Raw genomic sequence first — 23,478 nt, forward strand, 5'->3', positions numbered from 1 at the left:
CCGCCGCCCACAGCCACAAAACCGTTACCGGACGCAACTACCTACAAATCTGACGCACACCCAGCGAACGCGCCCGCGCTCCGCGATGTCGGGTGCCCGGACTACGATTGAGACAGGCACGAAGAACCCAAGGAGACTATGTCCAACGCCCAACCATCCCGCGAGTCCCGCGACGGCCACGACGCCGGAGTCAACCACCCGGGACCGGAGCACAACGGGGCCGGGAACCATCTCTCGGCAGCGGAAATCGAATCCGTCATCGACCGGATCCTGGCGAAAGACGACGCCGTCACCAGGCGGGCCGGCCGGTCGGCCGCCCCGGTGGACGCCGCCGCCTACGACGTGGAGGGTTGGCTGGCCGGTGACGGCCAGGCCCGCGAACCCGCCAGCCGGCCCCTCGACGGGCGCGCCCAGGCGCTCGGCGAACTCACCCGCGAACACGGCTCGCACGACGGTGACCAGACCGACCTGGCCGAACGCCGGGCGCTGCGCCGCGTGGCCGGGCTGTCCACGGAACTCGAGGACGTCACCGAGGTCGAATATCGACAACTGCGCCTCGAACGGGTGGTGCTGGCCGGGCTCTGGACCGAGGGCACGCTCGCGGACGCGGAGAACTCACTGCGCGAACTGTCCGCGCTGGCCGAGACGGCCGGGTCGGAGGTACTCGACGGCTTGGTGCAGCGGCGCATGAAACCGGACCCCGGCACATTCCTCGGCTCCGGCAAGGCCCTGGAGCTGAAGGACCTGGTCGCCGCGACCGGCGCCGACACCGTCGTGGTCGACGGCGAACTGGCCCCGTCCCAGCGTCGCAGCCTGGAAGACATCGTCAAGGTCAAGGTCATCGACCGGACCGCGCTGATCCTGGACATCTTCGCCCAGCACGCCAAGTCCCGCGAGGGCAAGGCGCAGGTGGAACTGGCCCAACTCGAATACCTGCTCCCGCGCCTGCGCGGCTGGGGCGAATCGATGTCCCGGCAGGCCGGCGGACGCGTCGGCGCAGCCGGTGGCGGCATCGGCTCCCGCGGCCCCGGCGAGACGAAGATGGAACTGGACCGCCGCAAGATCCGCACCAGGATGGCCAAGCTGCGCCGGGAGATCGCCGCGATGAAGCCGGCCCGGGAGACCAAGCGGGCCAACCGCCGTCGTAATTCCGTACCGTCCGTGGCCATCGCCGGGTACACGAACGCGGGCAAGTCCTCGCTGCTGAACCGGCTCACCGACGCCGGCGTGCTCGTGGAGAACGCCCTGTTCGCCACGCTCGACCCGACCGTGCGCAAGACCGAGACCGCCGACGGCCTCGGCTACACGCTGGCCGACACCGTCGGGTTCGTCCGGTCGCTGCCCACCCAGCTGGTCGAGGCGTTCCGGTCCACGCTGGAGGAGGTGGCCGACGCCGACCTGATCCTGCACGTCGTCGACGCCTCGCACCCCGACCCGGAGGGGCAGATCGCCGCCGTGCGCCAGGTCTTCGCCGAGGTCCACGCCCGGGATATTCCGGAGATCATCGTGCTGAACAAGGCCGACGTCGCCGACCCGTTCGCCGTCGAGCGGCTGCGCCAGAAGGAGCGGCGCACCGTCGTCGTGTCCGCACGCACGGGCGAGGGCATCGAGGAACTGCTCGCCGCCATCGCCGACTCCATTCCGCGTCCCGGCGTCGATCTGCGGCTGCTGATCCCTTATGACCGCGGCGACGTGCTCAGCCGCCTGCATGCCTCCGACGCCGAGATCCTCGAGCTGGCGCACGTCGAGGCCGGCACCCGCGCCCACGTGCTGGTCCGCGAGGGCCTGGCCGCCGAGCTGAAACCGTATGTCGAGCATGGCTGAGCGCGCCCACGCACCGTCCGCGGACTCGGCAGCGGAGCCGGCAGCGGAGCCGACGGTGGACCTGGCCCTGGAGTTGCTTGACTCCGCCGTCACCACCATGGGCGGGCAGAAACGCGACGGGCAGCACGAGATGGTGCGTCGCGTCGTCGGCGCCATCGACAACAACGAACACCTGCTCGTGCAGGCGGGCACGGGCACGGGCAAGTCGCTGGCGTACCTCGTCCCGCTGATCGTGCACGCGCTGGACAGCGACAAGCCGTCCGTCATCGCCACCGCGACGCTGGCGCTGCAGGCGCAGATCGTCGGCCGGGACGTGCCCCGCCTGCTGGCGGCGATCGAGCCGCTGCTGCCGCGGCCCATCGACGTGGCCCTCGTCAAGGGCCGCAGCAACTACGTGTGCCGGCACAAGGTCGACGGCGGGTTCCCGGCCGAGGACGCCGGTGAGGGGGCGCTGTTCACGCTCGGCGAGGACACCAGCGTCGTCCATGCGGGCGGGCAGGCCGGCGCCACGAGCGCGCTCGGAAAAGAGGTGATCCGGCTGCGCGAATGGGCGCAGGAGACCGAAACCGGTGACCGGGACGAGCTGATGCCCGGCGTCACGGACCGGGCCTGGCGGCAGGTGTCCGTCACCTCCATGGAATGCCTGGGGGCGCAGAAGTGCCCGCTGGCCGAAACGTGCTTCTCCGAGCTCGCCCGCGCCCGCGGCGCCGACGCCGACATCGTCGTCACGAACCACGCGATGCTGGCGATCAGCGCATTCGAGGGCATCGCCGTGCTGCCCGACTACGACGTCGTCGTCGTGGACGAGGCGCACGAACTGCAGGATCGGGTCACCGGTGCCGTCTCCGGCCAGTTGTCGGTGCAAATGGTCCGCTCCGCAGCCTCCAGCGCCCGCAAGCACACCGCCATCAATATCGAGGCGCTGACGACGGCGGCGACCGCGCTGGAGAACGCCATCGCCGGCGTCCCCACCGGACTGCTGCCCAACGGCCTGTCCGACGCACAGGGGCAGGCGGTCGCCATGGTCCGCGACGCGGCCCGCACGGCCCTGTCCGATTCCAAGCCCGACGGCGGCGCCGCCGCCGACGGGGGGCGCGCCATCGCCCGGTCCCGGCTCAACCTGGTCCTGGACCTGTCGGACCGGCTGCTGGCGGCCGGGGAGGCGCGCGAGGTCGTCTGGACGTCCCGGCCCAGCACGTTCACGCCCGGCCAGGGGTACCAGAAACCGGACGACGCCGACCCGGCGGTCCTGAACATCGCACCGTTGAGCGTGGCCGGGAAACTGCGCGAAGGCCTGTTCGCGGACCGCACCGTCGTGCTGACGTCCGCGACGCTCGCCATCGGCGAGTCGTTCCAGGCCACGGCCGGCGGGCTGGGGCTACTCGGACCCGGCGCGCCGGCCTGGTCGAGTGCCGACGTCGGCTCCCCGTTCGACTACCAGCGACAGGGCATGCTGTACGTGGCCGCCCACCTGGCCAAACCGGGGTTCGGCACCTCACCGGAGCAGCTCGCGGAATTGCAGGCGCTGATCGAGGCCGCCGGCGGCGGCACCCTGGCGCTGTTCTCCTCCCGGCGCGCGGCGGAGGAGGCGGCGGAGAAGCTGCGCAAGACGCTGACGGTGAAAATCCTGTGCCAGGGCGATTCATCCATGGCGTCGCTGATCAAGACCTTCGCCGACGAACCGGACACGTGCCTGTTCGGCACCATGTCGCTGTGGCAGGGCGTCGACGTGCAGGGCGCCTCCTGCCGGCTGGTCGTCATCGACCGGATCCCGTTCCCGCGCCCCGACGACCCGCTCGTGACGGCCCGTGCCCGGGCCGTGGCCAGCAGCGGCGGTGACGGGTTCATCGCCATCTCCGCCACGCATGCGGCGATCCGGCTGGCCCAGGGCGTCGGCCGGCTCATCCGCTCCACCACGGACCGGGGAGTGGTGGCCGTGCTGGATTCCCGCCTGGCCAACGCGTCCTACGGCGGCTTCCTGCGCGCCGCGCTGCCGCCGTTTTGGGCCACCCGGGACCGTGCCGTGGTGCTCGAGGCGCTCAAGCGCCTCGCCGCCTGAACGCGCCGGTCTCGCTAGGTTCGACCGCCGGTGATTGAGCTTGTCGAAATCCGGTCTCGACAGGCTCGACCACCGAGGTCTCGACAGGCTCGACCACCGGAGACAGGCTCGACCACCGGTGATCGAGCCTGTCGAGATCCCGCTGGGTCGTCTACAGGCTGCGCAGGACCGAGACGACCTTGCCCATGATGGTCGAGTTGTCGCCCAGGATGGGTTCGTAGCGCGTATTCTGCGGCAGCAGCCAGGTGTGGCCGTCGCGCTGGCGGAAGGTCTTGACGGTAGCCTCGTCGTCGAGCAGCGCCGCCACGATGTCGCCGTTGCTCGCCGTGTTCTGCTGGCGCACAACCACCCAGTCGCCGTCGCAAATGGCCGCGTCGACCATCGAGTCGCCGGCCACGCGCAGCATGAACAACTCCCCGTTGCCCACGAGCTGGCGCGGCAGCGCCATGACGTCGTCCACCACCTGGTCGGCCAGGATCGGTCCGCCCGCCGCGATCCGGCCGACGAGCGGCACGAACGCGGTGTCCGAGGCACTGCTCAGCTGGGCCATGTTCAGCCCATTGGTGCCACGCAGCGACTCCGGTTCGGGCACTCCCTCGATCTCGACCACGCCGTCGTCGAGTACCAGCGGGATCAGCACCTCCATGGCGCGTGGCCGCTTCGGGTCGCGCCGCAGGTAGCCGTGCTTCTCCAGCTGGCTGAGTTGGTGCGTGACGCTGGAGAGGCTGGCCAGTCCCACGACGTCGCCGATCTCCCGCATCGACGGCGGGTAGCCCTTGTCCACGATCGAACGCTGAATGCATTCGAGGATCTTCTTCTGCCGAACGGTCAATCCCTTCATGCCGGACCTGCTGGAGGTGCGGGAAATGCGTTGCGGCTGGTCTGCTGCCGGCATGTGCCTGTCCTTTCGTGGGAGTAGCCCGAAGGTACCGGTCCGACTGGTTTGTCGGTGGCCTCTGGTGGACTGCTGGTGAGCGGCGAATCCTGCTTCCAGATTAATGCGCCGCACCGACAATTTCAAACATTTGTTCTATCGAGTCTTGCGTCGTGTCGTCCATAAGTGCTAAGACTGAGGTGAAACATCGTTAGAAGATCTATTCTATCGAAGACAAGCCCCATGGAAGTTCGTCCGTTCGAGTCGTCGGGGCAGGAAAGGTGCATGTCATGAGTGCGGTGAATCTTGCGGCAACCCGTCCCGTCCCGGCCCCGCCGCCGGTCACGTTGCGGCTGACCCGGCGCGGCCGCGTCGTCTTGCTGGGCATCCCGGCCGTGGCCGCGGCCATGGTGGTGGCCCTCGTGGCGGCGGCCCTGCTGGTCGGGCTGTTCGCCAACGAGGCGCACGCCTCCACCGCGCCGGTCGAGGAGGTGCGCACGGCCGCCGTCACCGTCCTCGCGGGGGACAGCCTGTGGACCGTGGCCCGGCGCAGCGACCCCCGACGGGATCCGCGGGACGTCATCTCCGACATCGTCGCCCTCAACGAGCTGCACCGCGGCGTCGTCCATCCCGGCCAGCAACTCGTCGTCCCGCTGCGACGCTGACGTTTCACATGACGGCACCCGATTCGGGCCAGCAGGCCTGCCGTCTTAAACTGGAGCCATGGACCAACTCGAACGCCTCAACCGGCTACCCCTGCGCGACGACCTGCGCGGCCAGCACCCGTACGGTGCGCCGCAAATCGACGTGCCGGTGCTGCTGAACGTCAACGAGAACACCTTCGGCGTCCCGCTGGACGCGAAGGAAGCCATCCTGAAGGCCGTGGCCGATGAACTCGAGGGCCTGAACCGGTACCCGGACCGCGAGTTCACGGAGTTGCGCCGGGCGCTGGCCGCCTACCTGGGCCACGGGCTGACCGAGGCGAACGTGTGGGCTGCCAACGGCTCGAACGAGGTTCTCCAGCAGCTGCTGCAGGCCTTTGGCGGGCCCGGCCGCACGGCCATGGGGTTCCCGCCCACCTATTCCATGTACCCGCTGCTGGCCAGCGGCACCGGGACGGCCTACCTCGCGGGCGTGCGGACGCAGGATTTCTTGCTGACCGCCGAATCCGCCGCTGCCCAGGTTCGGGCCGCGGCGCCCAATGTGGTGTTCCTGTGCTCCCCGAACAACCCGACCGGCACCGCGCTCGGCCTCGATGTGGTGCGGGCCGTGTACGAGGCCGGTGAGGCGTCGCAGGCCATCGTCATCGTCGATGAGGCCTATGCGGAATTCGCCCACGACGGCACGCCCAGCGCCCTGACGCTGCTGCCCGGCCGTCCCCGGCTCGTCGTTTCCCGCACCATGAGCAAGGCGTTCGCCCTGGCGGGCGCCCGGCTCGGCTACCTGGCCGCCGCGCCGGAGGTCTGTGACGCCATCCGGCTGGTCCGCCTGCCCTACCACCTCTCCGCCATCACCCAGGCCACGGCCGTCGCGGCGCTGCGCCACTCGGACGCGCTGCTTGCCAACGTCGAGGCCATCAAGGTCCAGCGGGACCGGATCGTCGTCGAACTGGGCGGCCTCGGCCTGGCCCCGGCGCGCTCGGATGCGAACTTCGTGTTCTTCGGCGGCGTCGCGGACCCGCAGGCCGTCTGGGAGGCGTTGCTGGCCGACGGCGTGCTGATCCGCGACGTCGGCATCCCGCACCACCTGCGCGTGACGGCCGGGACCGAGGCGGAAACCACCGCGTTCCTGGACAGCCTGCGCCGCGCCCTCGGGCACTAGCCCGCCGACCATGCACGGGGCCCGCGGCAAATAGGGCCCCACCGTCCCGGTCTTCTAGACTGGCAGTACCGCCCGTGCAGATCCGAGGGCCGCCCCGGCCTGCCAAAGCCCCGCAACGAAGGACCAATCGACAGATGACCGTGAACAACCAGGTCCCCGGCCCGGGACGCACCGCCCGGCTGGAACGGACCACCAGCGAGTCCTCCGTGCTCGTGGAGATCAACCTCGACGGGACGGGTGCCTCCTCGATCGACACCTCGGTGCCGTTCTACGACCACATGCTCACGGCCCTGTCCAAGCATTCCCTGATCGATATGACCGTCAAGGCCACCGGCGACACGCACATCGACGCCCACCACACGGTGGAGGATGTGGCCATCACCTTCGGCGAGGCGTTGCGCCTCGCCCTCGGCGACAAGGCCGGCATCCGCCGCTTCGGCGAGGCCACGATCCCGCTCGACGAGGCGCTGGCGCACGCCGTCGTGGACGTGTCCGGCCGGCCCTACCTGGTCCACGGCGGGGAGCCCGCCGGGCAGGAATACCACCTGATCGGCGGACACTTCACGGGGTCGCTGACCCGGCACGTGTTCGAGGCCATCACGCTGCACGCGCAGATCTGCCTGCACATGCGCGTGCTCGGCGGCAGGGACCCGCACCACATTGTCGAGGCCCAGTTCAAGGCATTCGCCCGGGCGCTGCGCGCCGCCGTCGAGGACGACCCGCGGGTGGCCGGCATCCCGTCCACGAAGGGCGCCCTGTGAGCGCGGCGGCGCAAGGCGCGGCGAGCGGCGAGTCACGGCCCACCGTCACGGTCCTCGACTACGGATCCGGCAACGTCCGGTCGGCCGTCCGGGCACTGGAACGTGCCGGCGCGGTCGTTACGCTCAGCGCCAAGCCCGATGACGTGCTGGGCGCCGACGGCCTGGTCGTGCCGGGTGTGGGCGCCTACGCGGCCGTCATGGCCGAACTCAGGGATGTGGATGCGTTGCGCATGATCGGCCGGCGGGTCGCCGGCGGCCGGCCCGTGCTTGCCATCTGCGTCGGGTTGCAGATCCTGTTCGAGAAGGGCGTCGAGCACGGCACCGAGACCACCGGCATGGGGGAGTGGCCCGGCACGGTCGAGCGGCTCGCCGCCGCCGTGGTCCCGCATATGGGCTGGAACACGGTCACGGCCCCGGAGGGGTCGATGCTGTTCGAGGGGGTGGCCGACGAGCGCTTCTACTTCGTGCACTCCTATGGGGTGCAGAAGTGGGACTTCGACGTGGCCCAGCCGCGCATGAAGCCGCCCATGGTCACGTGGAGCGATCACGGCGGGCCGTTCATCGCGGCCGTCGAGAACGGCCCGCTGTGCGCCACCCAGTTCCACCCGGAGAAGTCCGGCGACGCCGGCGCCCGGCTGCTGCGCAACTGGGTGGGCTCGCTGCCGAGGACGGCCGCCTGAATGTGGTCCATCCTGCTCATGGCCCTGGCCGGCCTGCTGATCGGCGGCGCCTACACGTTTTACCAGCAGAAGACCCCGCGCTGGATCCCGATCGGCTTCGCGTTCCTGGCCGTGCTCTCGCTGCTGGCCGCCTACCTGATGACCTACGCGGCCGGCAAATAGCCGCCGCCCCACCCGTGAAGGACACCATGACTGAACAACCCATCCTGGAACTGCTGCCCGCCGTCGACGTCGCCGACGGCCAGGCCGTGCGCCTCGTGCAGGGCGAGGCCGGCTCCGAGATCAGCTACGGCGCACCGCTCGACGCCGCACTGGCCTGGCAGAACGACGGCGCCGAGTGGGTGCACCTGGTCGACCTGGATGCCGCGTTCGGCCGCGGTTCGAACCTGCCCCTGCTGCGCGAGGTCGTCAACGCACTGAACGTGAAGGTGGAGCTGTCCGGCGGCATCCGCGACGACGCCTCGCTCGAGGGCGCGCTGGAACTGGGCGCCGCGCGCGTCAACCTCGGCACCGCGGCCCTGGAGAACCCCCAGTGGACGGCCCGCGCCATCGAGCGCTTCGGCGACCGGATCGCCGTCGGACTTGATGTGCGCGGCACCACCCTGGCCGCGCGCGGCTGGACCAAGGAGGGCGGCGACCTCTGGGAGGTGCTGGCCCGCCTCGAGGACGCCGGCTGCGCCCGCTACGTCGTCACCGACGTCACGAAGGACGGCACGCTGCGCGGCCCCAATGTCGAGCTGCTGCGCGAAATGTGCGCCCGCACGGCCAAGCCGGTCGTCGCCTCCGGCGGCATCTCCAGTCTCGAGGACCTGCGCGTGCTGCGCGGACTCGTCGGCGAGGGCGTCGAGGGCGCCATCGTCGGCAAGGCGCTGTACGCGGGCAAGTTCACGCTGCCGGAGGCGCTCGACGTCGCCGGTCGCCGCTGACTGCCTTGGCGCAGGCACCGCGCCGGGAGCTCCCGGGCCATATCGCCGCGGCACTGGCCGGTGCCGGCGGCGCCACCGATTCCGCCGGCCGGCCATGGGCCGGGCGCGACCTGCCCGCGGGGGAGAAATACCACAATTTCGACGCGGACGACGGCGGCACGGACGCCGCCTACCAGGCGGCGGTGCGGCGGCTGGTCGCCGGTACCGGGACGGAGCACGACGTCGTCGCCGCACTGGCAACCGCGCGGGTCTTCATCCCCATCGTGGCGCAGCTGGCCGAGCAGGAGACCGGTGCCAACGGATTGGCCGCGGACAAGGAATCCGACATGGCGTTGGTCACGTTGCGGGCGCCCGACGGCCGCCGCGCCCTGCCCGCCTTCACGAGTGCCGCGGCCCTGGCCGCCTGGCACCCGGACGCCCGCCCGGTGGCCGTGTATGCGGCCCGGGCGGCGCTGTCCGCCGTGGCCGAGGACGCCCAGCTCATGGTGCTGGACCCCGGCTCGCCGCGCCCGTTCGTGGTGCGCCGGCCGGCATTGTGGGCGTTGGCGCAGCAACGGGGCTGGGTTCCCAGTTATGCCGACCCGGCGATCGGCGCCGTCCTGGCCGCCTCCGTCGCGGCGGCCGGCAATCCCGCCATCGTGGGGGTTTCGGCGGCCCCCGGGCAGGGCATACAATCCCTATGGGACACGAATACTGAACCGTCCGGACGGTTGGTGCCGGGTGGCGGCGCGGGACCTGAACTGTGCGTCAACCTGACCCTGGCGCCCGGGTTGGACCAGCGGTCCGTCAACGACATCGTCGCCGGGCTGCAGGACCACTGGGCACGGAATGAAACCTTCGCCGCCACCGTTGATTCGGTTCAGATTCGCCTGCTCGACCCGCCCGCACCCCCGCACGCCCGGCCCTGACACGTTCTCTCATGGTGCCGGCCCGCCATGAGAGAGAAGGCCCCCTCGTGAACTTTGCCAGCTACCGCGAGATCCTTGCGGTCGCACCCGTGCGCCGGCTGCTGCTCATCGCCATGGTGGCGCGCATCCCGCACGCGGCCGCCGGGGTGCTGCTGACGCTGCACGTCGTCACGACCATGAACCTCGGCTACGGGGCCGCCGGCGGTGTCGCGGCCGCCGTGACCCTCGGCATGGCCCTCGGCGCGCCGTGGCGCGGGCGCCGCGTGGACATCGCCGGGCTGCGCCGCGCCCTGGTCCCGTCCGTCATCGCCGAGATCGTGATCTGGTGCACGGCGCCGTTCCTGGGTTACCAGCTGCTGTTGCTCGCCGCCCTCGTCGGCGGCGTGTTCACGGTGCCGATCTTCTCGGTGGTCCGCCAGGCCCTGGGCGTCATGGTGCCGCCGGCGCACCGGCGCACCGCGTACGCCTTGGATTCCATGGGCGCGGAGATCACGTTCATGGTGGGACCGGCCGCCGGCGTCCTGTTGGCCACGACCATCCACAGCCAGGTCGGTCTGGTCATCATCGGCGTGTCCGCGGCCGTCGCCGGCCTGCTGCTCATCTGGTTCAACCCGCCCACGCGCACGGGCCAGCCGGGCGCCGTCGTCGCCCTGGACGCCGAGGCGGCCGAACCGGCGCGCCCGGTGGCCCCCGGTGTGCCGCCGGCCGGGCGGATCGCCGGGTACCTGTTCCGCGTTCGCGCGAACCTGTCGTGGGTGACTTTGGCGGTGCTGGCCGTGCTTGGTGCCGCGCTCGGTGCCGGCCTGGTGCTCAACAGCACCGATGTCGGCATGGTGGCCGTGCTGCGGCAGAACGACCAAGTCGGCGAGCTGGGCCTGGTGTTCCTGTTCTGGTGCGGTGCGTCGCTGCTCGGCGGGCTGCTGTACGGGTCCCTCAAACGCTCCATCAGCCCGTTGTGGCTGCTGGCCGGGCTGGCCCTGTTGACCATCCCCATGGGTTTCGCCACGAATGCGTGGACGTTGGCCCTGCTGTCGATCCCGCCGGGACTGTTGTGCGCTCCGGTGTTGACGTCCAGTGCGGAACGGGTCGCCGACCTGGTTGAGGAGCGCAAGCGCGGGGAGGCCATGGGCTGGTACGGTTCGGCCATGACGATCGGCAGCGCCATGGGCTCCCCGGTGGCCGGGATCCTGATCGACCGGCTCGGTCCGTGGGCGGGGTTCACGGTCATCGGCGTCGCCGGGACGGTGCTGGCCCTGGCCGGAATCATGGTGCTGCGGCTGCGGCGCCGGCGCTTCAGCCAGGCCGTCGAGGAGCTCGCCGCGGTCGCCTCCTCCTAAAACTCCAACTGGTGGGCAGTAGTTGCTCGAAACCCGCTCGAAACGGGCAACTACTGCCCACCAGTTGGGATGCGGGAACCTAGTTGACGGCGCCCGTGAACTTCTCGCCCGGGCCCTTGCCGGGCGCATCGGGGAATTCGGACGCCTCGCGGAAGGCCAGCTGAAGGGAGCGCAGCCCGTCGCGCAACGGCCCGGCATGCTGGCTGCCGATCTCCGGCGCCGCCGCCGTGACGAACCCGGCCAGCGCGGTGATGAGCTTGCGTGCCTCGTCCAGGTCCTTCAGGTCCTGGGCGTCGGGTCCGGCGGCGAGTCCGCACTTGACCGCGGCCGCGCTCATGAGGTGCACGGCCGCCGTCGTGATCACCTCGACGGCCGGGACCTCCGCGATGTCCCGCATGACCGACGCGGCCTGACTGTCCGTGAGCGCTTCTTCCGGGGCGTCGGAAAAGCTGTGGCGGGTCGTGTCGGCGGCGGAATTACTTTCTGGGGTACTCATACTGCTAAGCTTGGCACAGACCGACTGGATGTCGTTACCCGATCATGCCCCACCGCCCTGCGGTGACGCAGGGAACGGGGGCGGGATCCAGTTTGCAAGCGGAGACCTCTCCCACCTGTCGACCCGGCGCCCAACGCCCCGGAGTGGCCGGGTTCCGGTCGGGGCGTTCCCAGCGGGGCGCCTGCCTGCGCATGAACCTGCGCGGCACCGATCCTCGAGGCCTTCGATTGCATCAGCATTCGGAGGCCTTCTCCTTTTGCCGATGTCACCCTTCGTACCAAGTGCAACAGGAGCCACACATTAGCGACCCCAGAATCAACGAGCGCATCCGCGTCCCCGAGGTGCGGTTGGTCGGTCCGGCCGGTGAACAGGTTGGGATCGTCCGCATCGAGGACGCCCTCCGCCTAGCCGCCGAATCCGACCTGGATCTGGTTGAGGTGGCACCGCAGGCCAAGCCTCCGGTGTGCAAACTGATGGACTTCGGCAAGTACAAGTACGAGGCCGCGGTCAAGGCCCGTGAAGCCCGGAAGAACCAGACGAACACGGTTCTGAAGGAAATCCGCTTCCGCCTGAAGATCGACAAGCATGACTACGAGACCAAGCGTGGGCACGCCCTGCGGTTCCTGGGCGCCGGTGACAAGGTCAAGGCCATGATCCAGTTCCGTGGACGCGAGCAGCAGCGCCCGGAGATGGGCATCCGCCTGCTCCAGCGCTTCGCCGAGGACGTCGCCGAGGTCGGTGTGGTGGAGTCCACTCCGCGCATCGACGGACGCAACATGGTCATGGTGGTCGGCCCGATCAAGAACAAGGCCGAGGCGAAGGCCGAGGCCCGCCGCAACGCCCAGCGCGCGGCGGACAAGGCCCGCAACGAGGCGACCCGCGTGGACGTCGACCGGGACAACAAGGTGCCGATGACGCAGTCGCTCAGCGACCTGTTGCCGGCGGGCCTGTCGCTGACGGACGACGTCGACACGGCCACGGCGGCGCCCGTCGCCGACGTCGTGGTCGAGGAGGCACCGGCTGCGCAGGCTCCCGAGGCCGAACCCGTCGTCGAGCCGGTTGCCGAGCCCGCGGTTGCCGAGCCGGTCGTCGAACCGGTTGCCGAGCCCGTCCTGGAGCCGGTTGCCGTCGAGGCGCCCGAGGCGCCAGCAGCCCCGAAGCTGCCGGCCAAGCCGGCCGCCGCGGCGGTGCCGACCCCCCGGCCGGCTGCAAAGCCGGTACCGGTTCCGAAGCCGATGGCCAAGCCGGTCGCGGCTCCGAAGCCGGCCCCGCGCCCCGCGAAGAGCGGCGCACGGAAAGACTCGGCCAGATAGGGCATCCGCCCCACCTGGCAGTGACCCCGCCAGCGGCCCACCGGCCGCGGCAACGCAAACCCCCCGGCCCGTCCGGTGGATACACCAAGGAGATACGTCCTCATGCCGAAGATGAAGACACACAGTGGAGCAAAGAAGCGCTTCAAGCTGACCGGAAGCGGCAAGCTCAAGCGCCAGCAGGCGAACCGCCGCCACTATCTGGAGCACAAGTCCTCGCGCATCACGCGCCGCCTGGCCGGCGACAAGATCGTGTCGCCGGCGGACGCCCGCAACATCCGGAAGATGCTCGGCATCTGATTCCGTAAGTCATCCGGCCCCCACCGGTTCCGGGACGGGCCGCCATAAAGCCTTCTCAGGCATGTTTGGCTTGGGAATCAACGATTTTGAAGGAGTACGCACGTGGCACGTGTGAAGCGGGCGGTCAACGCCCACAAGAAGCGTCGGGTTGTTCTTGAGCGCGCCAAGGGTTACCGCGGCCAGCGGTCGCGCCTGTACCGCAAGGCCAAGGAGCAGCTGCTGCACTCGTTTGTGTACAGCTACGGTGACCGTCGCAAGCGCAAGGGCGACTTCCGCCGCCTGTGGATCCAGCGCATCAACGCTGCCTCCCGCGCCAACGGCCTGACCTACAACCGTCTGATCCAGGGCCTGAAGGCCGCCGAGATCGAGGTTGACCGCCGCATGCTGGCCGACCTGGCCGTGAACGACGCCGCCGCCTTCGCCGGTCTCGTGAAGCTGGCCAAGGCCGCACTGCCGGCGGACACGTCCGCCCCGGCCGCCAAGTAAGCATGAGCGACGCTGGGCGCCCCCCTGTTGACGCGATGACCAACCCCCGGGCCGACCGGGTCCGGGACGTTGCGAAACTGGCGGGGCGCCCGGCGCGTTTAAAGCGCCGGCAGTTCCTGGCCGAGGGTCCGCAGGCGGTCCGGGAGGCGTTGCGTGCGCATCGGGACTGCAGGCGCGCCGGCGGCAGCGCCGTCGTCGAAACCGTTTACGCCTCGCTCGAGTGCCTCAAGCGGTACCCGGAGATGCTCGACATCGCCCAAGACCCGGCCAGCCGGCTGGCGATTCGCATCGCCAGTGACACGGTGCTGGCGGCCATGTCGGACACGGTCCATCCCCAGGGCATCATCGCGGTGTGCAATTTCGTCGACGTTCCGCTGTCGGAGGTGCTCGCCGCCCGCCCCAAACTCGTCGCCGTGTTGTGCCAGGTGCGCGACCCCGGGAACGCGGGCACCGTCCTGCGAGCCGCCGACGCGGCCGGGGCGGACGCCGTCGTGCTCACGTCCTCCAGCGTGGACATCTACAACCCCAAGTCCGTGCGCGCCACGGCCGGGTCCATCTTCCACCTGCCAATCGTCCTCGGCGCCGACGCCGCGCAACTCGTGGCGGACTCGCGGGCCGCGGGCATGGGGGTCCTGGCCGCGGACGGGTATGGGCACCTGAACCTGGACCTGCTCCAGGACGAGAGTGCCGCGCGGAGTTTCAACGTCGAGGTTCCCGGTGCCGCCTGCCGGCTCGAGGATCGCACCATGTGGTTGTTCGGCAACGAGGCGCAGGGCTTGGCTGAGGATGAAAAGGCGCTGGCGGACCATCGGGTGGCCGTGCCCGTGTATGGCGGCGCCGAGTCGTTGAATCTCGGCACCGCGGCCACCACCTGCCTGTACGCCAGTGCCCGGGCCCAGCGCCGCGGCGAACAGTAACACGACGTCGAGTAGCTGTCAGTCACGTTCGCGGCCTCAGCCGATGGTGACGGCGACGTCGCGGTGGTCGATTCCGGTCTCCTCCCACACCCGTTTCAGCTCGAAGTGCAGCACGATCCGGCCGTTGTGGTTGGCCAGGAACGTGAATGTGTGCGTCCCCCCGGCGCCGGCGCGGGGTGCCGGGTCCGCCGCCGGACCGTCCGGGACGAAGCGGTTCTCGACCAGTTCAACGGCATCCGGGATCCCCGTCACGGACCACTGGTAGCCCGTGGACGGGGTGGCCCGGAAATCCACCGTGAACATTTCGCCGGCCACGACGTTGATCATGCGTGCGCGTCACCGCCCCGACTCGCTACGCGAACCACTTGTGGTACATGGCCGAATCGGTGCCTTCCACGAAACAGTCCAGCCGGCCGGACGCCCATGAACTCGCTCCCACGCCGGACGACAGCCCGCCGCCCAGGCTTTCCTCGCCACTCCAGGTGCCGTCCCACCACTTGTGCATCATGGTGAACGTGGCGCCCGGGTAGAAGATGTCGATGCGGTTGGGTCCCCACGACACGGCTGCCGGGTTCCCGCCCAGATAGCCGCCCAGGTTCTCCCAGCCGCTCCACGCGGTGCCGTCCCACCACTGGTGGTACAACTGGCTGTCGGTGCCCTTCACGAACGTGTCGAGTCGGTTGGTCGACCACGACGCGGCCGCCGGGGCGGAGTCGCAGACGCCGCCGAGGCTTTCCCAGCCGCCCCAGTGGCTGCCGTCCCACCACAGGTGCCACATGGCCGAGTCCATGCCGCGGGCAAACACGTCGATCCGGTTGGGGCCCCACGAGACGGCGGCTGGATCGGAGGACAGCATCCCGCCCAGCGCCTCCCAACCGCTCCAGCCGCCGTCGAACCACTTGTGGTAGAGCTGGTGGTCCGTGCCGACGACGAACATGTCGAGCCGTCCGGCCCCCCACGAGCAGATGGCTGGGCCGCTCTGGCAGCTTCCGCCCAGCGACTCCCACCCATTCCAGCTGGCACCGTCCCACCAGCGGTGCCAGACGGCGGAGTCGGTGCCCAGTGCGACGGCGTCGATCCGGTTGGGCCCCCAGGAGACCGCGCTGGGCTTGGACGTGATGATCCCGCCCAGGGACTCCCAGCCACTCCACGCCGGCACCGAGGGGACCTGGACACCCTGGGCCGTGGCCCACGCGTAGACGTCGAAGTTGCACTGGCCGTAGCCGATCTTGAAGAAACCGGACATCCCCCAGCCGGTGCCCCACGAGTTCTTCGCGATCCAGCACTGCTCGGAGTCGGAGTACCCGATCACCTCGACGCAGTGCCCGCCCTGCAGCGCGCCAGTGGTGTGCGTGTAGACGCCGCTGGCGTAGCTGTAGAAGTCGTCGTAGACGTCAAAGCAGGCGGCCATGGGTCCGTGGTCGTTCAGGTACTGCTTGCGCGCGAACAGGTCCGTGATCAAGCCATGACTGGTGATGGACACCTGCGTGGCCGGCCGGTTCGGGGTGGGCCGCACATACGGCTTCCACAGGCTCGTGGCCGGGTCGATGACGGGCGGATTGTCAAAGGCGCTCATGTAGCCCAACGCACCCTCGCTCACCTCGCCGCGCGCCTGCAACTGGGCCATGCACGAATCGGTGTCCCAGCCCGCGCAGGACGGCCCGTGGCTGGAGTTGAAGTGCGAGTCGGCCTCGGAGAGGTCCAGCAGCTGGCCCAACTCGATTGACGCCATGGATTCGACGACGGCCGTGCAGCCGAACGAGACACACGAACCGCAGTACTTCTGGTCCGTGACCGGGGTGACGTGGTTGCCGTTGTTGTTGCGCCAATCCAGCTCCGTGGCGAGATTGGCCGGCGGTGCGACGGCCCGGGCCTGCGGGCCTGCCGCGCGCAGGGCGAGGTCGGCCGGGGTGAAGATGACACCCAACAGCGCCTTCTTGTCGTCGTCGCTGAACTGCGACTGCGGGGTGATACGCGCACTCCAGCGCGCGTTGGACCGGGTGAGGTGTGCGGATAATTCGGAAATGTCGAGTTTGGCCATGGCGGATCGCTCCCATGCTGCGCGGCCTCTTTCGAATGGACCGGCCGCGCTCGTGCCTTGTTGGAGAGTGGGTGGGTGGACCGGCGCCCCCGTCGCTGCCCTGTGGGCCGCCGATCTCCCCTCGGCCGCCCAGCCCGCACGCATAGCAAACAGTACCCAAATCGTAGAGCCGTTCCGGGATACCGGGCAAGGGGATTGAACGCCGTGCCGGTAGAGTGTGAGCGTCGCATTCCACGAACCCGTCAAAGGGGGCAACGCACGTGTCACACGGAGGCGGAACCAAGGCCATTGTTGCGGCCTTGGCCGCGAACCTGTCCATCGCGGTCCTGAAGTTCCTGGCGTACCTGCTCACCCGCTCGTCGTCGATGCTGGCGGAATCCATCCACTCCGTGGCGGACTCGGGAAACCAGGTCCTGTTGCTGGTCGGCGGCAAGCGGGCAGCCCGCCAGGCGAGCCCCCAGCACCCCTTCGGCTACGGCCGCGAACGCTATGTCTACGCGTTCATCGTGTCCATCATCCTGTTCAGCGTCGGCGGCCTGTTCGCCCTGTTCGAGGCGTATGAGAAGTGGCATGACCCGCACGGCATCGACCCGCGCTGGGCCTGGGTGCCCATCGTCGTGCTGGTCGGCTCCATCCTGCTTGAGGCCAACTCGTTCCGAACCGCCATCAGGGAATCGAATCTCACGCGCGGGAAACGTTCATGGGTGCAGTTCGTGCGCACCGCCAAGGCGCCCGAACTTCCCGTCGTGCTGTTGGAGGACTCGGCCGCGCTGCTTGGCCTGGTGTTCGCGTTGTTCGGCGTGTCGATGACGCTCGCCACCGGCAACGGCCTGTGGGACGCCGCCGGCACCACACTCATCGGCCTGCTGCTCGTGGCCGTCGCCGTCGTCCTCGCCGTGGAGACCAAGTCGCTGCTGCTGGGGGAGTCGGCGACCGCCGGCGACGTCGCCGCCATCGAGGCCGCGCTCGTGGGCCCCGGCGTCAGCCGGGTCATCCACCTGAAGACCATGCACCTGGGCCCGGAGGAGTTGCTCGTGGCAGCGAAGATCGCCGTGGCGGAATCCGAAACGGGTGAACAGATCGCCGCGGCCATCGACGCGGCGGAAAAGCGCGTGCGCGCGGCCGTGCCGATCGCCCGCGTCATGTACCTTGAGCCGGACATCTATTCGAGCGCGAAGGCGGCCGTAAAGCGCGAAACCCCCGGCAATGCCGCCGTCGAACCTACACGGACGCAGGGCGCCGATCCAACAGGCCACTGACCGCCGCGACGCCCAGCCCCAGGACCGCCAGCACGGCGCCCACCAGTGCCGGCGCCGTGTAACCCCAGCCCCAGCCGATGACCAGGCCGCCGACGAACGCGCCCAGCGCGTTGGCCATGTTCAGCGCCGAGTGGTTCAGCGAGGACGCCAGCGTCGCGGCACCCGGGGAGACATCCAGCAGACGGGTCTGCAGCGACGGGATCAGCATGGCCCCGGACGCGCCGATGACGAAGACCATCACCAGCGCCATGACGGGGATGTGCACCGTCACCGAATACAGCACGAGCATGGCAGCGATGAACGCCATGACCGCATAGATGCCGCCCATGACGGACCAGTCGGCCAGCTTGCCGCCGACCACGTTGCCGGCGACCATGCCCAGGCCGTACAGCCCGACGATCAGGGGCAGCATGGCGGCCGGCAGCCCGGCCACCTCCGTCATGGTGTTGGCGACGTACGTGTAGACGGCGAAGAAGCCGCCAAAGCCGACCACGCCAACCAGCAGCGTCAGCCACAGCTGGCCGCGCCTGAGGGTGCCCAGTTCGCGGCCGATCCCGGCGGCGGGGTCGGCGGGCCGGGCGGGCACGAACCGGGCGACGGCAGCGATCGTGACCGCGCCAATGCCGGCCACGAGCACGAACATCAGCCGCCACCCCCAGTTCTGGCCCACCATCGTGGCCAGCGGGACGCCGACCACGTTGGCGATGGACAACCCCATCATGACGGCGGCAATGGCCCGGCCGCGCTTGGTCGGGGCCACCATGGACGCCGCGAGCACCGCGGCGACGCCGAAATAGGCCCCGTGCGGCAGCCCGGCGAGGAAACGGGTGGCGAGCAGCCAGCCGAAGTCCGGGGCGAAGAACGAGGACAGGTTGCCCAGCGTGAACAACACCATCAGGCCCAGGGCCAGGGCCTTCCGCGGCAGCCTGGCGCCCAGGGCCGCCAGCAGGGGAGCGCCGACCACCACGCCCAGCGCGTACGCCGAAATCAGGTGCCCGGCCTCGGGCACGCCCACACCCACGCCGTCGGCGACGTTGGGCAACAGGCCCATCATGGCGAATTCCGTTGTGCCGATGCCGAAGCCGCCGACCGCCAGCGACGCGATGGCCAGGGCGATGTGTCGCGGGCTCGGCTCCGGGCGGCTCTGGTTGGCGGCCGGAACGGCAATGGATGGTTGGGTACGGGACATGGAGAACGCTCTCGGCAGGGAATGGCGCACCGTGCCGGCACGTCGTGGTGCCAAGGGTTCCGGGGCCGGGTGGGCGGGGGAGGGTGACGACGGTGTCCGTCCACCAGTCTAGTCCGATGCCGCGCGGCCCTCGCCCCGGGTATTCCGGAGTCAGGGCCTCACTGCATCTGGGCTGCGGCCTCGAGCACGCCGGAAAACCATTCAACGGCCTTCTCGCCCACCGGTTCCCACGAGGACGCGTCGTAGCGGCCGAACTCCCCGACGCGTTCCGCGCCCAGCTCGTTGAGCTTGTCGGCCAGTTTTGTGGCGCCCTGGCTGTAGGTTTCGGAGTAGAACGTGTCGCCCAGGCCGAAGATCGCGTAGCGCACCCAGGCGAGGTCGGGGCGGACGATATTGAGGTCGGCGAAGAACGGCAGCGCGGTGTTGGGCAGATCGCCCTCGCCATAGGTGGAGCAGATGAACACGTAGAGCGCGTCATGTTGCAGCTCGGAGATCGAGAAATCCGACAGGTCGTGGACCTCCACCTCCTGGTCGTCGCTGCGGACCGACAACGCGAGATCCTCCGCGGCCATCTCCGCGTTGCCCGATTCGGTTCCGAACAGCACCTGGATCTTCATGATTTCTCCTGACTGGGTGGGTTGTGAGGGTTAGTGATTGCCGGCGCCGGACGGGCCGGCGAGTGTATCGTGGGCGATCGCCACCATATGATCGTGGCTGGGGAATTTCTTGCGGGCGCGGCCGTGGGCGGCGGCACTCGCCTCCGCGAGATCGACGCGCCGCCAGGCCGCATAGTCCACGGCCCGGGCGCGCACGTCCTCCGGCAAGCCGTCGTATCCGGGCCGCGGCGCCGGATCCAGCGCCGGCAGGTCGGCGAGGATCTCCTCGGCGACGGCCTTGGCGCAGGCGCGGTTCTCGGCGATGGTCCCGCGGGAGCCCCGCTTGATCCATCCGGTGCGGTACAGGCCACGGTCGAGGGCGCCGGTTTCAAGGTTCCTGCTCAGTTCGCCGAGCCCGTGCCAATTGTGCCGGTCGAAGTCGAAGCCGACGGCGGTCACCACGGAGTCCGTTGCCACCCGCCGATGCTCCCGGTCGTCCTCGACCGAGCGCAGTTCCACGCCCTCGACGTGGTCCGCACCGAGGATGCGCACCGGGGACCACCCGAAGTGCAGGGCGACCTGCACCCGGGTCTGTGGTCCGGGGGCGAGTTCGAGGAGCCCCTCGAGGGCCTTGGCGCGTGCCGAGGCCTGGCGCGTTGCGTCCTCGGGCACCGCGACGGGATCGGAACAGGTGAACGCCACCCCGGGGATGCGTCCGAGCTCGGCGAGCATGACCGGATCCGACGGCGCGTTGGCAACCGTCGAGCGGCAGATGAACTCGACACGGCGTACGGGGGCCTGCGCGTATTGGCCCAGCGCCGTGTCATCGACGTCGCTGTTGGCGAAGTCTTCGGGGCGCTTAATGAGCAGTCGGAGGACGTCGATGGAGACGTTGCCACCGCCGATGACGGCCACGGCGCCCCCGAAATCGGGCACGCCGACCGGCTCCATCGGGTGGGCGTTGAAGACCCTGGTGAGTCGGCCGGCCCGGTGGACCTCGGGCAAGTCCTCGCCCGGCACGCCGACGACGCGGTCCTCTGACAATCCGGAGGCCAGCACCACGATGTTGTGCGTGCTGCGCAGCTCGTCGAGGCTCACATCCGATCCGACGGTGATGTTGCCGGCGAAGCGCACGTTCTCACGTTCGAACAGCCGTGCGAACTGCGCCTGGATGGACTTGGTGCTCTGGTGGTCGGGGGCCACGCCATAGCGGACCAGCCCGAACGGGGACGCCAGTCGATCGTAGATCGTGATCTCGGACTCGGGCAACGCCCGACGCAGGCTTTGGGCGACGTAGCAGCCCGCGGGCCCACTTCCCACGATGGCAATCGACACCACGGAGTCCACTAGATTCCTCCTTCATTCGAGGCGGGTGCCGGGGCGGCGGGGACGAGGCCGAGTGGGGCCAGGGGCGCGCCTGCGGGGTACTTGCCCAAGAACATCTCGGCACCGCGTTCGGTGAGGCGCGGGTGGAGCGTCAGCCCGCCGGCCGGGGCGGAATCGAGTGCGGCGGTGGCCAGTTCAAGCCGGGTGCCGGACGGGGCGTGGTCATCGACGATGTGCAGCCGGACCTGGCCGTCGGTGACCGTCAGGGTCGGTTCGGCGATCCGGACGGCAAGCACCCCCAGATACGCGCGGTACTCGACCGAGCCGCCGAATGCCACGACGCCGTCATCCCCCGGCGACTCGGCGCGCCGCGGGAAGAGGTAGTTGCCCTCCTCGTCCCGCATGGCGCCGTCGGCAAGGGTGACCTCACCGTCACCGGCGTGCTGGCGAACGTAGTCGTCAAATCTCGTGTTGATTCCCCACCGCAGGGCGTCAATGCCCTGGGGGAGGGCGGGGGATTCGACCATCTCAACTCCTTTGATCGTCGATATAGCATTAGCGTATACCGAATACGAAATCCCTACAAGGAGTACGAGGGACCAAATTCCGGCTCCCAGTCCGCCGGGTTCGGTCGTGCACGGCGCGGTGGCCGGGGCCATGGTCGGCGAACCGGCATGGGTGAGGGATGACGAGGACCCCCGGGAACCGAGCGGGCGGTGAAACCCACGTCGGCCCGGAGGTCCTCATCCCGCCCCGCGCGCTCCCCGGAACCCGGCCCTACTTGATGACGAACGGGTTGGAACTATCGGGCGCCGTCGAGATCCAGACCGACTTGACCTGCAGGAACTCCTTGATCGCCTCGATCCCGCTCTCCCGGCCCAGGCCGCTGCGCTTGTAGCCGCCGAACGGCGAGGTGAAGCTCACGGCGCGGTAGGTGTTGACCCACACCGTGCCGGCCTGCAGGCTCTCGGAGAGGCGCACGGCCCGCCCGATGTCCTGCGTCCAGACGCCGGCGGCCAGGCCGTAGAGGCTGTCGTTGGCGATCGCCACGGCCTCGTCCTCGTCGTCGAAGGGGATGACGGTGAGCACGGGTCCGAAAACCTCCTCCTGCGCGATGCGCATGTCATTGCGCACGTTCGTGAAGATCGTCGGCTGGACGAACTGGCCGCCGGAGGCGCCCGGTCCCGTGTAGGGGGCGCCGCCGAGCACGCAATCGGCGCCCTCGCCGCGGGCGATGTCGATGTAGGCCAGGACCTTCTCGTACTGCGCCCGGGTGGTCACCGGGCCCACATGGGTGTCCGGACGCATCGGATCGCCGATCGTCGCCTGCTTGGCCAGTGCCACGACACGCGCCACGAAGTCGTCGTGGATGGAGCGCTGGACCAGCAGCCGGGAACCGGCGATGCAGGTCTGCCCGGTCGCCGCGAAGATCCCGGAGATGACGCCGGCGGCCGCCGCGTCGAGGTCGGCGTCCGCGAAGACGATGTTGGGCGACTTGCCGCCCAACTCCAGCGAGACGTGCTTGAATCCTCCGGCGGCGCTCTCGTAGATCTTCCGTCCCGCGACTTCGGACCCCGTGAAGGCGACCTTGGCGATCCCGGGGTGGGCGACCAGCGGCGCGCCGACCTCCTGGCCGAACCCGGTCACGGTGTTGACGACGCCCGGGGGGAAGCCGGCCTCGATGAAGAGCTTCATGAACTCCAGGGTGGAGGCGGAGGTGAACTCCGAGGGCTTGATCACCACGGTGTTGCCGGCCGCGAGCGCGGCAGGCAGCTTCCAGGCCAGCAGCAGCAGCGGGGAGTTCCATGGGGTGATCATGGCGACCGGGCCCAGCGGCTCCAGACGGGTGAAATTGAGGATGTTCGGCTTGTCCGTGGGGATGACCGCCCCCTCCACCTTGTCCGCCAGGCCGCCGTAGTAGCGGTACCACCCGGCCATGTAGCGGGTCTGGGTGGACATCTCCGCGTAGAGCTTGCCGTTGTCTCGGACCTCGATCTCGGCCAGTTTCTCGCTGTTGGCCTCGATCAGGTCGGCCAGGTCCAGCAGCAGCTTGCCGCGGTACTGCGGCTTGGTGCGGCTCCACCCCGTGAACGCCGCCGAGGCGGCCGCGACGGCCCGGTCGACGTCGTCCGGGGTGCCTTGGGCGATCTTGGCCCAGGTCTTCCCGGTGTAGGGGTTGACACTGTCGAAGTACGCGCCGTCGCCGGGCCCGGTGAAGGCGCCGTCGATGAAGTGCTGGTAGACCGACACGTCCTCGTTTTCCGCGGCGGTGTCGAGCAGCTCATTGCCCTGAGTCGTCATGACAGTGGGGTCCTTTCGTTGGCGTGGCCCAGCGGGCCTCGGGTTGGATGCGCCCGCTCCGGGCGGT

Annotated in this window: 24 protein-coding genes; 15 read left to right on the forward strand and 9 right to left on the reverse strand. The window is 69.6% G+C overall.

Going from position 1 to position 23,478, the window contains the following annotated elements; translation table 11 throughout:
- The first annotated feature begins 138 nt into the window (after positions 1-138).
- Positions 139-1,824 (forward strand): GTPase HflX, encoded by a 1,686-nt coding sequence (hflX, locus tag EJC77_RS08230; RefSeq protein ID WP_125611489.1) that lies wholly within the window; start codon positions 139-141, stop codon positions 1,822-1,824.
- Entirely contained in the window at positions 1,817-3,883 is a 2,067-nt protein-coding gene (locus tag EJC77_RS08235) for an ATP-dependent DNA helicase (RefSeq protein ID WP_125611491.1), read from the forward strand. Before hflX ends, EJC77_RS08235 begins: the two co-directional genes overlap by 8 nt.
- 151 nt (positions 3,884-4,034) lie before the next feature.
- Here the strand turns inward: EJC77_RS08235 and lexA are convergent, their stop codons facing one another.
- A complete protein-coding gene (lexA, locus tag EJC77_RS08240; protein WP_420820308.1) occupies positions 4,035-4,778 on the reverse strand; it encodes a transcriptional repressor LexA in 744 nt (247 codons plus the stop codon).
- Between the two features lie 269 nt (positions 4,779-5,047).
- Between lexA and EJC77_RS08245 the strand changes: the two genes are divergently transcribed.
- The 8 genes from EJC77_RS08245 to EJC77_RS08275 all read left to right on the forward strand — a co-directional run bounded on the left by EJC77_RS08245 (position 5,048) and on the right by EJC77_RS08275 (position 11,190).
- Entirely contained in the window at positions 5,048-5,422 is a 375-nt protein-coding gene (locus EJC77_RS08245; protein WP_125611493.1) for a LysM peptidoglycan-binding domain-containing protein, read from the forward strand.
- Between the two features lie 58 nt (positions 5,423-5,480).
- Complete coding sequence (locus EJC77_RS08250; RefSeq protein WP_125611495.1) at positions 5,481-6,578, forward strand: histidinol-phosphate transaminase; 1,098 nt, start codon at positions 5,481-5,483, stop codon at positions 6,576-6,578.
- Between the two features lie 134 nt (positions 6,579-6,712).
- A complete protein-coding gene (hisB, locus tag EJC77_RS08255; RefSeq protein ID WP_125611497.1) occupies positions 6,713-7,339 on the forward strand; it encodes an imidazoleglycerol-phosphate dehydratase HisB in 627 nt (208 codons plus the stop codon).
- Positions 7,336-8,019, forward strand: coding sequence for an imidazole glycerol phosphate synthase subunit HisH (gene hisH / locus EJC77_RS08260; protein WP_125611499.1), 684 nt, complete (start codon positions 7,336-7,338; stop codon positions 8,017-8,019). Before hisB ends, hisH begins: the two co-directional genes overlap by 4 nt.
- On the forward strand, positions 8,020-8,181 hold the full coding sequence (locus EJC77_RS20335; protein WP_164520354.1) for a hypothetical protein: 162 nt from the start codon (positions 8,020-8,022) through the stop codon (positions 8,179-8,181).
- Positions 8,182-8,207: 26 nt separating this feature from the next.
- Positions 8,208-8,945 carry a bifunctional 1-(5-phosphoribosyl)-5-((5-phosphoribosylamino)methylideneamino)imidazole-4-carboxamide isomerase/phosphoribosylanthranilate isomerase PriA gene (priA, locus tag EJC77_RS08265; RefSeq protein WP_125611501.1) on the forward strand — a complete coding sequence of 246 codons (738 nt, stop codon included), beginning with the start codon at positions 8,208-8,210 and terminating at the stop codon, positions 8,943-8,945.
- Positions 8,946-8,950: 5 nt separating this feature from the next.
- Positions 8,951-9,853 (forward strand): SseB family protein, encoded by a 903-nt coding sequence (locus EJC77_RS08270; RefSeq protein WP_240629972.1) that lies wholly within the window; start codon positions 8,951-8,953, stop codon positions 9,851-9,853.
- A 47-nt stretch (positions 9,854-9,900) separates the two neighbouring features.
- The gene (locus EJC77_RS08275) at positions 9,901-11,190 is read left to right on the forward strand and encodes an MFS transporter (protein ID WP_125611503.1); all 1,290 of its coding nucleotides are present in this window, start codon (positions 9,901-9,903) and stop codon (positions 11,188-11,190) included.
- Between the two features lie 79 nt (positions 11,191-11,269).
- Here EJC77_RS08275 and EJC77_RS08280 read toward each other — a convergent pair whose 3' ends face one another.
- Positions 11,270-11,686: a DUF1844 domain-containing protein gene (locus EJC77_RS08280; protein WP_125611505.1), complete on the reverse strand. Its 417-nt coding sequence runs from the start codon at positions 11,684-11,686 to the stop codon at positions 11,270-11,272.
- 341 nt (positions 11,687-12,027) lie between these two features.
- Here EJC77_RS08280 and infC point away from each other — a divergent pair, with 341 nt between their 5' ends.
- From infC to EJC77_RS08300, 4 genes are all read left to right on the forward strand, one after another.
- Entirely contained in the window at positions 12,028-12,999 is a 972-nt protein-coding gene (gene infC / locus EJC77_RS08285) for a translation initiation factor IF-3 (protein ID WP_240629982.1), read from the forward strand.
- Positions 13,000-13,101: 102 nt separating this feature from the next.
- A complete protein-coding gene (gene rpmI / locus EJC77_RS08290) occupies positions 13,102-13,296 on the forward strand; it encodes a 50S ribosomal protein L35 (protein WP_125611509.1) in 195 nt (64 codons plus the stop codon).
- Between the two features lie 102 nt (positions 13,297-13,398).
- Entirely contained in the window at positions 13,399-13,782 is a 384-nt protein-coding gene (rplT, locus tag EJC77_RS08295) for a 50S ribosomal protein L20 (RefSeq protein ID WP_125611511.1), read from the forward strand.
- Positions 13,783-13,784: 2 nt separating this feature from the next.
- Positions 13,785-14,699 (forward strand): TrmH family RNA methyltransferase, encoded by a 915-nt coding sequence (locus EJC77_RS08300; RefSeq protein WP_125611513.1) that lies wholly within the window; start codon positions 13,785-13,787, stop codon positions 14,697-14,699.
- A gap of 36 nt (positions 14,700-14,735) precedes the next feature.
- Here EJC77_RS08300 and EJC77_RS08305 read toward each other — a convergent pair whose 3' ends face one another.
- Together EJC77_RS08305 and EJC77_RS08310 are read right to left on the reverse strand one after the other, a co-directional pair.
- Entirely contained in the window at positions 14,736-15,026 is a 291-nt protein-coding gene (locus EJC77_RS08305) for a protease inhibitor I42 family protein (RefSeq protein WP_125611515.1), read from the reverse strand.
- Between the two features lie 25 nt (positions 15,027-15,051).
- Positions 15,052-16,740, reverse strand: a complete 1,689-nt coding sequence (locus tag EJC77_RS08310; protein ID WP_164520355.1) for a DUF8189 domain-containing protein — start codon at positions 16,738-16,740, stop codon at positions 15,052-15,054.
- Between the two features lie 260 nt (positions 16,741-17,000).
- On the opposite strand from EJC77_RS08310, the gene EJC77_RS08315 reads away from it, so the two are divergent.
- Positions 17,001-17,999 carry a cation diffusion facilitator family transporter gene (locus tag EJC77_RS08315; RefSeq protein WP_125611519.1) on the forward strand — a complete coding sequence of 333 codons (999 nt, stop codon included), beginning with the start codon at positions 17,001-17,003 and terminating at the stop codon, positions 17,997-17,999.
- Here EJC77_RS08315 and EJC77_RS08320 read toward each other — a convergent pair.
- From EJC77_RS08320 to EJC77_RS08340, 5 genes are all read right to left on the reverse strand, one after another.
- The gene (locus tag EJC77_RS08320; RefSeq protein WP_125611521.1) at positions 17,962-19,188 is read right to left on the reverse strand and encodes an MFS transporter; all 1,227 of its coding nucleotides are present in this window, start codon (positions 19,186-19,188) and stop codon (positions 17,962-17,964) included. The two genes, EJC77_RS08315 and EJC77_RS08320, sit on opposite strands and share 38 nt — an antisense overlap.
- A 158-nt stretch (positions 19,189-19,346) precedes the next feature.
- The gene (locus EJC77_RS08325; protein WP_125611523.1) at positions 19,347-19,805 is read right to left on the reverse strand and encodes a flavodoxin domain-containing protein; all 459 of its coding nucleotides are present in this window, start codon (positions 19,803-19,805) and stop codon (positions 19,347-19,349) included.
- A 30-nt stretch (positions 19,806-19,835) separates the two neighbouring features.
- Positions 19,836-21,131, reverse strand: coding sequence for an FAD-dependent oxidoreductase (locus EJC77_RS08330; RefSeq protein WP_125611525.1), 1,296 nt, complete (start codon positions 21,129-21,131; stop codon positions 19,836-19,838).
- Positions 21,131-21,637, reverse strand: a complete 507-nt coding sequence (locus EJC77_RS08335; RefSeq protein ID WP_164520356.1) for an HtaA domain-containing protein — start codon at positions 21,635-21,637, stop codon at positions 21,131-21,133. The genes EJC77_RS08330 and EJC77_RS08335 overlap by 1 nt, the downstream gene beginning before the upstream one ends.
- Before the next feature lie 250 nt (positions 21,638-21,887).
- Positions 21,888-23,411, reverse strand: a complete 1,524-nt coding sequence (locus EJC77_RS08340; protein ID WP_125611529.1) for an aldehyde dehydrogenase — start codon at positions 23,409-23,411, stop codon at positions 21,888-21,890.
- Positions 23,412-23,478: the final 67 nt, after the last annotated feature.

Origin of the sequence: Specibacter cremeus (assembly GCF_003946885.1) — a bacterium.
GTDB lineage: Bacteria > Actinomycetota > Actinomycetes > Actinomycetales > Micrococcaceae > Specibacter > Specibacter cremeus.